Here is a 10,622-nt window from a genome sequence, read left to right as displayed (position 1 = left end):
GGGGCGGCCGCCAGCCCCGGGTTTCTGGGCGCCGAGTCATGGCGCTCGCCGGACGGCAAGCTGGCCAACGCCAGCTACTACTGGCGGGACCAGGAAGCCCTGCGGGCCTTCGCCACCGACCCGAGGCACCTGGACGCGAAGCGCCAGTACCGCAAATGGTATGACGGCTATCACGTCGTGGTGTCCAGGGTGGAGCGCGTCTACGGCGACGGCAGCCTTCAGCACTTCACCCGATTCGGCGAAGCAGAGAAAAAAGGCCGGTCGATCAACCGGCCCAACGATCCTCGCGGCAAGGCAAGGCCGATATGATGATTGGCGGCTTCCTCCCCTGGAAGGAGCCGCCGGTCAGCGCGGCGCCCCCGGCAACCGCGAATGCGCTCCGCTCAGAAGCGGTGACGCATGCCGACGGTGGCGCCGGTCTGGTTCGCGCCCGGCAATGCCGTGCCGCTGCCGTTCAGGCCCAGCGTGGAGCCGGACTTGTTCTTCACATAACCCACGTTCAGGTAGGCGTCGGTGCGCTTCGAAAGCGAGTAGTCGGCCGACAGCACGAACATCCATGGATCCGCGTCGCTGTCCTTCATGTCGGTGTAGTAGGCCGCGCCCGTCAGCTGCAAGGCGGGGGTGAATTTGTACTGCGCGCCGGTCCAGTACACATTGCTGCGGGTGACGGCGGCCGTGGCGCTTGCCGTGCCATCGTCACGCAGCCAGCGATAGCCGGCAAACACCTTGGCATCGCCAAAGGCATAAGCCGCGCCAATGGCGGCGCGCTTGGCGCTGCGATCCTTCAATGCGACGGAAGAACCCTGGAACTGGTCATAGGCGGTGCCGACCGAGAAGCCACCCGCCGCGTAGGCCAGGCCGGCACCGTAGTTGCGGCCGACCTTGCTTTCGCCCGGCACTTCGCCGCCGTTGGCCACGGTGGCATCGCGCCCGGTGCTGTAGAAGCCGGTAGCGGTCAGGCCGCCGAACTTGCCGGTGTACTTGATGGCGTTGTCGGCACGGCCGTTGAACTGCGAATCGACGCTGTTGAGCGCGTAACGCGGGCCGACGGCCATCGGATCATAGGCACCGAACAGGTCATACAGCGAGTTCTGCTGGCGGCCCAGCGTGACGGCGCCGAAATTGCCCTGCAGGCCGACATAAGACTGGCGGCCAAACAGGCGGTTGCCCTGGCCGGACGTGCCGGAGTCGATATCGAAGCCGCTTTCCAGCACGAAGATACCCTTCAGGCCGCCGCCCAGGTCTTCGGTGCCGCGCAGGCCCCAGCGCGAGCCGGACAAGTTGCCGGAGTTCATGCGCGTGACCGTGCCGCCCGCGGAGCCGGCGGCAGGCATGTGGTTGATGACTTCAATGCCGACGTCGGCGATGCCGTACAGCGTGACGCCGGACGCGGTTTGGGCGAACGCTGCGCCGGAAGCTGCAGCAGCTGCTGCGGCAGTCATTGCAAGGAGAGCTTTCTTCACTGGATTTTCTCTGTCTTATGGATGGATGAGGCGGTCTGCCACCGGCCGCGGGCAACCATGCGGGAAACGCCATGAACCGCACCCGTGGCGGTGAGACGCATTGTCCATGTCTTATATGAAATCCATATGTCTCATTGCTGAATGTCTTGTATTGATGTCATTCAGGCGAGAGCGAGAGCGGGCGCAGACAGGCGCAAGCACGCAACCGGCCGGGTATGGCACGCCATGATGTAAGTGGTTGCGCGCCCGTTGCGCGCGAAGCGTGTCGCCGCGGGCTAGGCAGGGAAGGGGTAATCGGCGTCGAACGCGGCGAAGCGGGCCTGCAGGAACTCGATCAGGCGGCGCTGCCGGTAAGACGGAAACCGGCTTTGCAGGAACACCAGTTGCAGCGGCACGCTGTCCTGGTACCAGTCGGGAAACAGGAGCACCAGGCGGCCGGCACTGACATCGGCCGCCACATCGAACCAGCTTTTGAACGCGATGCCGTGGCCTGCCAGGGCCCAGTCGCGCACCACGGCGCCATCATCGCTGGTGCGCCGCCCGTTGGCTTCCACCTCCACCCTCGTCTGGCGCGAACGGAACGGCCAGCGCATGGGCGCCTGGCCGCCCGGTGCCAGGCACAGCATCTGGTGCTGCGCCAGCGCGTCGGGCGAAGCCGGTGTACCGCAGCGCTTGAGATACGCAGGCGCGGCCACCGCAACGCGCCGCGTCAAGGCAAGCTGCCGGCGCACCAGCCCCGAATCCTCCAGCCAGCCCACCCGCACGGCCAGGTCGACGTTGCTGCGATAAAGATCGGCGAGCGTATCGCCGATGGACAACGCAAGCGAAAGCTGCGGATGCGCCAGCAGGAAATCGTCGAGCCAGCCTCGCAGCAAGGTGCGCCCGAGGTCCGCCGGCGCCGACAATCGCAGCGGCCCGGCGAGTTCCTCCCGCTGTTCCGCCAGCGCGCCCTCGCCCTCCTCCAACGCCGCCAGTGCCTTGCGTGCTGCCTCCAGGAACACGCGCCCCTCCTCGGTCAGGCGCATGCGGCGGGTGGTGCGGGCAAACAAGCGCGCGCTCAGGCGCTGCTCAAGCCGGATCAACGCCGCACTGGCCGTGGCTGCGGTACGGCCCAGCTCGCGGGCGGCGGCGGAGAGGTTTTCAAGTTCGGCGGTGCGGACAAAAAGTCGCAGGTCGTCTAGGGAGTACATTCAAAACCGGTTTGATGAAATTGCCTGGGCAGGCGAAATTATCAAACGAGCAACGCAGTGCCGCAAGACGGCCGTTTGCCGAAGGGCTATTTTCGGGAGCGGCTTGAACTGGCCGCGCAGGCGTCAACCCGGCGCTCCACCGCGCCACACACACAGGGCCGCGGCGACCGGTTAGGCCGGCAAGAACTCCTGCTCGAGGCGCCCTTGCTTCTGTCTGTGCAAATACTGGCAGATATCCCCCTCAGCGACGCTCGGTCCCTCGGGGGTTTCGATACTGGCAGGCACAGGCTCCGCCACCGCTAAAGCACTGCTAAAGCACCGTCTAGTCATCCCGCCCGGCAGCCGCCTGAATAAATTCCGCCGTCTGCCAGTAGTGCCGCGTCAGCAATGACGCTGCCAGCTCAACATCCCCAGCCAATACCGCCTCAGCCACAGCCGCATGCTCCGCATGCACATCCCGCACGCCATAGGCATTGCGGATCGAGCATTGCCTGTATCGATAGGCCTGGTCGGCAAGCTCCTCGCTGAACTGCCGGAGCCAGCGGGAGCGGCAATTCGCGATCAGGCTGCGATGGAACTCGCGGTGCAGCCGCTCCCACTCCCGGTTGGGCACGTAGGTATCGTCCTGTGCCGAGCGCGGGGTTCGCGAGAGCCGGTGCAAGGCCAGCACGATCTGCTCTTCCCATTGCGTGGACGGATGCGCCATCGCGTCTTTCAGCGCCATCTGGTCGATGTCGGCGCGGGTGCGCGTGAGCGCTTCGAGCTCGTCGAGGTCCACCGGAGCGGCCGTGAAGCCGCGCTGGTCGTGGCGCACTACCAGCCCTTCCGCGGCCAGCCGGCTCAGCGCTTCGCGCACTGGCGTGTTGCCGGCGGCGTAGCGCTCGCAGATGGTTTCGATACGCAGCTTGACACCCGGCTCGATGCCGCCCGTGAGGAGGTCATCCCGCAATCGTTCATAGACGGAGCTGGCAACCGTGACGGCCGGCGTCCTGGCTGCGGTGGCTGCGGTTTCGGGAAGTGACGGTGGCATGGTGCGCATCGGGAGATTTTATCGATTTTCGTCACGCGCCGGTACGTGCAGCCCTGATGTAAACCCTAATCTCAAAAAATATCGATATTAAATAGCATACTACTAAATATCGATATTTTACGATGTTCGAAACCTGGATGGAGTGTGCGATGCGGCTGGCAAGATATGAATTCGAGGGGAAGATCTGCCTCGGGGTGGTGGACGGCGCGGAGATCGTCGAGACCGTGGCGGGTGTCGCGGACTGGAGCGAGTGGTTCGAGCTGCCCGATGCGGCGCGAGGCCGCCTGTCCGAATCCCTGGCGGGAGCAAGGCGCCTGCCGCTTGCCGCGGTGCGGCTGCTGACCCCGCTGGCAAGGCCGGGCAAGATCATCTGCCTTGGCCTGAATTACTACGATCACGCCGCGGAAGGCGGGAATGCGAAACCGGAATACCCGGCCTTTTTCTTCCGCGGCGCCACGTCCCTGCTGGCGGCGGAAGCCCCGATCCAGCGCCCGCGCTGCTCGGACAAACTCGACTATGAAGCGGAACTCGCGGTCGTCATCGGCAAGCGGGTGCGGCATGCCAGCCGCGCCGATGCGCTGAACTGCGTGGCCGGATACGCCTGCTTCAACGATGCGTCCCTGCGCGATTACCAGCGCAAGACGGCGCAGTGGACGATCGGCAAGAATTTCGATGCCACCGGGGCGTTCGGGCCGTGGATCGTGACACCGGACGCATTGCCGGCGGGCGCCGCCGGCCTGCGCATCCAGTCCCGCCTGAACGGGCAGGTCATGCAGGATTCCAACACCGGGCACATGATCTGGGACGTGGCGGAAACCATTGCCCTGCTGACGGAATGCCTGACCCTGGAGCCGGGCGACGTGATCGCCATGGGCACGCCGGCCGGCGTGGGCTATCCGCGCACGCCGCCAGTGTTCATGAAGCCCGGCGACAAGATCGAGATTGAGATCGATGGCATCGGCGTGCTTTCCAACCCTGTCGTGGACGAGCCCTGACGCGCGCGCCGGCGACTCGCGTTCGGCGCCCTGCAGCGGGCCCCGCGCTGAAGGCCGCCCCCGCCATCGCCGGGCGGGGCTATCCGAACGTCGCGGCCTGCACCTGGGTCCAGCGATCAAGGCCCGGCGCCATCACAAGCGCCCGGCCAGTTCCGCCGCCGCCTCCTCGTCGGTGCGCTCGAAGCGCAGCGGCGTGACCGAGATGCCGCCCCGGCCGATCACGACGGCCTCGCTGTCGTCGGCGTCCGGGCGGGGGGCACGGGAGAACTGCAGCCAGTGATACGGGATCCCGCGCGGATCGACATGCGCCCTGACGGCGAGATCCTTGACCAGGCCGACGCCCTGGCGCGTCACCGTCAGCGGGCCGGCCGACTCGGGTGCCACATCGGGGAAGTTGACGTTCAGGCAGGCCTGCTGGTTCCAGCCTGCCGCAAGCAGGCGGCGGATCACCCCAGGGGCCAGCTCGCCCGCCGTTTCCCAGCGCACCGCGTTGCGATCGGTAAAGGCCTGGCTCAGCGCGATCGCCGGGATGCCCAGCAATACGCCGGTCATGGCGGCGCCTACGGTGCCTGAGAACACGGTTTCGAGCCCAAGGTTGGCGCCGCGGTTGATGCCCGACAGGACCAGGCTCGGCGGGGCATCGGCCATCAGGTGCCGCGCGGCCATGACGACACAGTCGCCCGGCGTGCCGGACACGCCGAAGCGGCGTTCGCCCTGCTGGCTGATGCGCAACGGCGAGTGCAGGCTCAGCGAGTGCGAGGTCCCGCTCTGGTCGTGCTCGGGCGCGACCACCCAGACCTCGCGCGCCAGCGTGGCGGCCACGGCCTCGAGCACGGCCAGGCCGGGGGCGTCGATACCGTCATCGTTCGTAAGGAGTACGCGTTCCAGCAAGAGTTCGGACATGGATAAAGGGGGCTGTAGATTGACGAATCACGGGCTGCCTTGCGCGGGAAACAGCGTCAGGCGCAGCGCAAGGCGTCGCAACGGCCATGATGTGGCCGGCCGGGGCGAAGACCAACTATAAACCGAAGCCGAGGCTGGTCGGCCGCACAGCGGCGCGCGTTGCCGGATTCGCCAAGACAGCACGGTATCCGGCTACTAACCTGCAGCCCATTGTTGTCCGCCCTGCCCGCGCCGCGCACGCGCAAACCCCCAATTCGCCATGCCGTCACCCCGTCACACCGTTCCCCCCAGCGCCATATGGCTGTCCAGCCTCGCCTTCGTGCTGATCTGGTCGACCGGCTTCATCGTGGGCCGTGCGATCGTGCCGGTGGTGCAGCCCAGCCTCTTCCTGCTGGCCCGCTTCTCGCTGGCGGCCCTGCTGTTCGCCGGCGTAGCCCTGGCCGGCGGCGCGCGCTGGCCGGCGCTGCGCGAGGTGCCGAAACACCTGCTGGCCGGCGGCCTGTTGCACGGCAGCTACCTGGGTGGCGGTTACTGGGCCATTGCGCATGGCCTGGCACCATCGGCCATGGCCTTGCTCGGCGCCTTGCAGCCGCTGCTGACGGCGCTGCTGGCGATCCCGCTGCTGGGAGAATTCCCGTCCCGCCGGGGCTGGGGCGGACTTGCGCTGGGCTCGCTGGGCGTAGTATTGGTAGTGGCCCCGGCCACCCTGGCCAGCGCGCCCGGCCCGGTTTCGCCGTGGGTGGTGCTGGTGGCGGTGCTTTCCATCTTCTCCATCACCATGGGCACGATCCTGCAAAAAACCTCGATTGCCGCCGCCGACCTGCGTGCCAGCTCGGCGTGGCAAAACGTGGGCGGCGCACTGGTGGCCGGCGCGCTGGCCTGGATGCTGGGCGAGACGCACTGGCAGCCGGGCCTGGCGCTGTGGTCTGCGCTGGCGTGGGCCACCCTGGTGCTGTCGGGCCTGGGCACCTACCTGTTGCTGCGCATCGTCCGGCGCGGCCAGGCCGCCACGGCGGCCTCGCTGATGTTCCTCGCTCCGCCGCTGGCCGCGTTGCAGGCCTGGGGGCTGTTTGGCGACCGGCTCGGACCCCTGCAATTGCTGGGCCTGATCGTTGCCGGACTTGGGGTCTGGCTGTGCCAGACCGGCCAGGGCGGCAAGCGCGGCGACGCCATTGGGAAAACCGGCCATGTCGCCGCCCGATAAGCGCGCCTTGCCGGCGATACCGGCGAGCCTGCCGGCTCCGCTGGTGGAGACCCGCGTCTACCAGCCGGAGCCGGAGCGGCATCGCCATGACTATTACCAGGTACTGTTCGGCCTGGACGGTGCCTGCGAGCTGGAAATCGGCGGGCACCTGCACCGGCTCGATCCCCGTAGCGGGCTGATCGTACCTGCCGGCGAGTGCCACGATTTCCTCGGGCTGGGGGACAACCGGCAACTGGTGCTCGACGTTCCGCCCGGTTCGCTCGCGTTGCCGGCGGCACTGACGGACCGTGTGAGGGCGTTTGCCGTCACCGGCGCCTGGAGCGCCGGCGTGCGGCGCGTGGCCATGCAGCAGCAAGGCAGGAGCCAGGCCGGCTCGCGCCAGCATCACTGGCAGCTGGCGGCCACGCTTGCCTCCGACCTCGCGCAAGCGCTCGGCGTGGATGGCCGTGCCCGGCCGGCGCGTTTCCCCCTGGCGGAAATCGACGCCTACCTGCGCCAGCATCTGGAGGCACCTGTGCGCGCCAGCCAGCTTGCGGCACATTTCGGCTGGAGCGTAAGGCGCTTCCACACCCTGTTCTGCGACGCCTTCGGCGATACGCCGCATCGTTACCAGACACGCATGCGACTGGACCAGGCCACGCGCCTGCTGGCCGACCGGAGCCAGGCGCTGGCGGATATCTCGCTGACGCTCGGTTTTCCCGACCAGACCACCTTTACCCGCAGCTTCACCCAGCGCTTTGGCATGCCGCCGGGCGCATGGCGCGCCGGCCTCGGGCCCGAGCGTATCGCCGCCCGCGCATCGCGCCGCCACTAGCCGCTCCGCCGCCGCGCGACCCCACAGGATGTGTCCCGGCCGCGCCGCACTTCCACCCCGCCGGCGCTATTGCAGCATTTTTTCCTGCTATTCATATAAATTTCAAAAACAAATGCTGGTCGATTGTCTTTAATCTGCTCGCCACTTCCGCCCAATAGCACCCCATCGGACTGCTTGCTTTCCGGCCAACCTTTGTCTTTAAAGACAAACAATTGCGCCAGAAGGCCAGTTTTCAGTAGGACATGCCCACCAGGCATGCCCTATAAAGATGCGGTGCCGGCCTTGTCCGCATCATCTGCGCGACTTGTCCACGGAAGCCAGGAGGAGCACCCGGACCGCCCCCAAAAGGGGCGATTCCGGACAATTACCGATCGGAGACAACAGATGAGTGAAAACGGAGAAGCGCTGCACCGCGGCCTTGGCGAACGCCAGATCCGGCTGATGGCGCTGGGCTCGGCCATTGGCGTGGGCCTGTTCCTGGGCTCGGCGAGCGCCATCAAGATGGCCGGCCCGGCCATCATGCTGGCCTATATCATCGGCGGCGCCATGATCTTCCTGATCATGCGCGCGCTCGGCGAAATGGCCGTGCACAACCCGGTGGCAGGTTCCTTCTGCCGCTACGCGCAGGACTATATGGGGCCGCTGGCCGGCTACCTGACGGGCTGGAACTACTGGTTCCTGTGGCTGGTGACCTGCATCGCCGAAATCACCGCTGTCGCCATCTATATGGGCATCTGGTTCCCCGACATGCCCCGCTGGATCTGGGCGCTGGCGGCGCTGGCCGCAATGGGCTCGGTCAACCTGCTGGCGGTCAAGGCCTACGGCGAATTCGAGTTCTGGTTCGCCATGATCAAGATCGTCACCATCGTGCTGATGCTGATCGGCGGCACCGGCATGATCGTGGCTGGCTTTGGCAATGGCGGCGTGGCGATCGGCATTTCCAGCCTGTGGACCCATGGCGGCTTCATGCCGAACGGCGCTTCCGGCGTGCTGATGTCGCTGCAGATGGTGATGTTCGCCTACCTCGGCGTGGAGATGATCGGCCTGACCGCCGGTGAGGCGAAAAACCCGCGGAAATCGATCCCAGGCGCCATCAACTCGGTGTTTTGGCGCATCCTGATCTTCTACGTGGGCGCGCTGTTCGTGATCCTCGCCATCTACCCCTGGAATGAAATCGGCACGCAGGGCAGCCCCTTCGTGATGACGTTCGAACGCCTTGGCATCAAGACCGCCGCCGGCATCATCAACTTCGTGGTGCTGACCGCCGCGCTGTCCTCCTGCAACGGCGGCATCTTCAGCACGGGCCGCATGCTCTACAACCTGGCACAGCAAGGCCAGGCGCCGCGCGCCTTTGCCGTGACGGACCGCAACGGCGTGCCGCGCCGCGCCCTGCTCGTTTCGATTGCCGCATTGTTGTGCGGCGTGCTGCTGAACTACCTGGTCCCCGAGAAGGTGTTCGTCTGGGTCACCTCGATCTCCACCTTCGGCGCCATCTGGACCTGGGCCGTGATCCTGGTCACGCAGATGAACTTCCGCCGCGGCCTGTCCACGGCGGAACGCAGCAAGCTCGCCTTCCGCATGCCGTTCTGGCCCTATGGCTCCTGGGTGGCGCTGGCCTTCCTGGGGCTGGTGGTCGCGCTGATGGCGTACTTCCCGGATACGCGCATCGCGCTGTACGTGGGCCCGGCCTGGCTGATCCTGCTGACCTTGCTGTATTACCGGCTGGGCATGCAGTCCCGTTCGCCGGTGCAGTACCAGGGCTAGGGCCTGCCCTCTCCCCGCCCGCCGCGCCGTGATGCTAGTCCGGCACGCGCGGGCGCGTCGGCCAAGCTAGAATGACCCCCAAACCATCCACAGCCAGGGGGAGCAGGATGTCAGACGCACTTGCGGCGCCCAGCAGATCCGAAGAGCCGAGCGCCGAAGCGCGCGCAACCGCCGTCGCAGCGACCATCGCGAAGGCCGCGATCGACCAGGCCGACCATGCCATGCGCAACTGGACCGATCCCGAACCCGGGCCGGTCCGCATCGGCTCGCCCCAGCACTTGCGCATGTTCTGCAACATGCTGCTGCAAACCCACAACCCCTATAAACCGGCCGTCATCGACTGGCCGAGCCTCGACCCCGACGCCTTGCACCGGGTGACGTCCCTGCCGATCTGGGATATCGCGGTGCAGACCGAGGGACGCGCGTCCATCCGTGTGCAGTCCTTCGCCAATACCGTGGCCGAGCCGCTGCTGCGCAGCGCGCTTGAGATGGACGGCGCCGAGGAGGCGCGGCACAAGGTGGTGCTGTCGAAGCTGGTCGAAGCGTATGGCATCGCGCTGGCGCCCGAACCCGAGTACCTGCCCCCCGCCGACGCCGAATGGGGCTGGCTGGTGACCGGCTACAGCGAGTGTATCGACAGCTTTGCCGCGTTCGGGCTGTTCGCCGCGGCCAGGCGCTCGGGCTTCTTTCCCGCCGAACTGGTTGAAACCTTCGAACCCGTCATCCAGGAGGAAGGCCGGCACATCCTGTTTTTCGTCAACTGGGCCGCCTGGTACCGCCGCAACCTGCCCTGGTGGCGGCGCCCGCTGTATGCGCTCAAGGTGATGCGGGTGTGGGCCTTCCTGATCTGGGAGCGCGTTGGCATTGCGCGCGGCATCGATGCCGATGGCGTGGCCAAGGACGCCAATTTCCCGATGAACAGTACGGCAGCGATCGCCGAGACCTTGTCCGCGCGCGAGATGATCGATCTTTGCCTGGCCGAGAACGAACGCCGCATGGCGGGTTACGATCCGCGCCTGTTGCGGCCGGAGATCGTTCCCAAGCTGGCCCGGCTTGCCCGCCGCTTTCTGCGCTGAGCGCACCTTGACCCACCTGAAGCTGTTCTGGAGCCTTTTGAGATGTTCCTGTTGTCCCTGATCCCGCTCGCCATCTGGTGCGTGCTGCTGGCTGGCCGCGCCGGCTTCTGGCGGGTGCGCAAGCCCGGCCCCGCGCCCGCCCCGGCGCAATGGCCGGAAGTGGTCGCCATCATCCCGGCACGC

10 protein-coding genes and 1 pseudogene are annotated in these 10,622 nt (G+C 66.7%); 7 read left to right on the top strand and 4 right to left on the bottom strand.

Features of this window, described 5'->3' with window-relative positions:
• Positions 1-309, top strand: a 309-nt coding sequence (locus CF70_RS34885; protein ID WP_414629449.1) for a monooxygenase family protein, incomplete at its 5' end; no start/stop codon positions are given.
• A 74-nt stretch (positions 310-383) separates the two neighbouring features.
• Here CF70_RS34885 and CF70_RS14020 read toward each other — a convergent pair.
• The 3 genes from CF70_RS14020 to CF70_RS14005 all read right to left on the bottom strand — a co-directional run bounded on the left by CF70_RS14020 (position 384) and on the right by CF70_RS14005 (position 3,683).
• Entirely contained in the window at positions 384-1,463 is a 1,080-nt protein-coding gene (locus tag CF70_RS14020) for a porin (protein WP_035865368.1), read from the bottom strand.
• 275 nt (positions 1,464-1,738) lie between these two features.
• Positions 1,739-2,653, bottom strand: a complete 915-nt coding sequence (locus CF70_RS14015) for a LysR family transcriptional regulator (RefSeq protein ID WP_035865365.1) — start codon at positions 2,651-2,653, stop codon at positions 1,739-1,741.
• A 322-nt stretch (positions 2,654-2,975) separates the two neighbouring features.
• Positions 2,976-3,683, bottom strand: coding sequence for a GntR family transcriptional regulator (locus CF70_RS14005; RefSeq protein ID WP_051648427.1), 708 nt, complete (start codon positions 3,681-3,683; stop codon positions 2,976-2,978).
• A 149-nt stretch (positions 3,684-3,832) separates the two neighbouring features.
• Between CF70_RS14005 and CF70_RS14000 the strand changes: the two genes are divergently transcribed.
• Complete coding sequence (locus tag CF70_RS14000; protein WP_035865359.1) at positions 3,833-4,678, top strand: fumarylacetoacetate hydrolase family protein; 846 nt, start codon at positions 3,833-3,835, stop codon at positions 4,676-4,678.
• A 132-nt stretch (positions 4,679-4,810) separates the two neighbouring features.
• Here the strand turns inward: CF70_RS14000 and surE are convergent, their stop codons facing one another.
• Positions 4,811-5,581, bottom strand: coding sequence for a 5'/3'-nucleotidase SurE (gene surE / locus CF70_RS13995; protein WP_035865358.1), 771 nt, complete (start codon positions 5,579-5,581; stop codon positions 4,811-4,813).
• 259 nt (positions 5,582-5,840) lie between these two features.
• Here surE and CF70_RS13990 point away from each other — a divergent pair, with 259 nt between their 5' ends.
• The 5 genes and pseudogenes from CF70_RS13990 to CF70_RS37775 all read left to right on the top strand — a co-directional run.
• Positions 5,841-6,785, top strand: coding sequence for a DMT family transporter (locus tag CF70_RS13990; RefSeq protein ID WP_051648413.1), 945 nt, complete (start codon positions 5,841-5,843; stop codon positions 6,783-6,785).
• Positions 6,769-7,599 carry a helix-turn-helix transcriptional regulator gene (locus tag CF70_RS13985; protein ID WP_051648410.1) on the top strand — a complete coding sequence of 277 codons (831 nt, stop codon included), beginning with the start codon at positions 6,769-6,771 and terminating at the stop codon, positions 7,597-7,599. The genes CF70_RS13990 and CF70_RS13985 overlap by 17 nt, the downstream gene beginning before the upstream one ends.
• A 384-nt stretch (positions 7,600-7,983) precedes the next feature.
• Positions 7,984-9,363 carry an amino acid permease gene (locus CF70_RS13980; protein WP_035865356.1) on the top strand — a complete coding sequence of 460 codons (1,380 nt, stop codon included), beginning with the start codon at positions 7,984-7,986 and terminating at the stop codon, positions 9,361-9,363.
• 107 nt (positions 9,364-9,470) lie between these two features.
• A complete protein-coding gene (locus CF70_RS13975; protein ID WP_081862170.1) occupies positions 9,471-10,439 on the top strand; it encodes an aminomethyltransferase in 969 nt (322 codons plus the stop codon).
• Between the two features lie 42 nt (positions 10,440-10,481).
• Positions 10,482-10,622, top strand: a pseudogene (locus CF70_RS37775) (glycosyl transferase family 2); the annotation flags it as partial.

The sequence above is a fragment of the Cupriavidus sp. SK-3 genome (assembly GCF_000611145.1).
GTDB lineage: Bacteria > Pseudomonadota > Gammaproteobacteria > Burkholderiales > Burkholderiaceae > Cupriavidus.
Note: the sequence above shows the minus strand (reverse complement) of the source record. Positions and strands in the feature narration are given on the sequence as shown.

Bases quoted from the DNA above. Each gene is read 5' to 3' on its own strand.
- CF70_RS14015 (WP_035865365.1), bottom strand. From the start codon at position 2,653: ATGTACTCCCTAGACGACCTGCGACTTTTTGTCCGCACCGCCGAACTT.
- CF70_RS13980 (WP_035865356.1), top strand. From the start codon at position 7,984: ATGAGTGAAAACGGAGAAGCGCTGCACCGCGGCCTTGGCGAACGCCAG.
- CF70_RS13975 (WP_081862170.1), top strand. From the start codon at position 9,471: ATGTCAGACGCACTTGCGGCGCCCAGCAGATCCGAAGAGCCGAGCGCC.
- surE (WP_035865358.1), bottom strand. From the start codon at position 5,581: ATGTCCGAACTCTTGCTGGAACGCGTACTCCTTACGAACGATGACGGT.
- CF70_RS13985 (WP_051648410.1), top strand. From the start codon at position 6,769: ATGTCGCCGCCCGATAAGCGCGCCTTGCCGGCGATACCGGCGAGCCTG.
- CF70_RS13990 (WP_051648413.1), top strand. From the start codon at position 5,841: ATGCCGTCACCCCGTCACACCGTTCCCCCCAGCGCCATATGGCTGTCC.
- CF70_RS14005 (WP_051648427.1), bottom strand. From the start codon at position 3,683: ATGCCACCGTCACTTCCCGAAACCGCAGCCACCGCAGCCAGGACGCCG.
- CF70_RS14000 (WP_035865359.1), top strand. From the start codon at position 3,833: ATGCGGCTGGCAAGATATGAATTCGAGGGGAAGATCTGCCTCGGGGTG.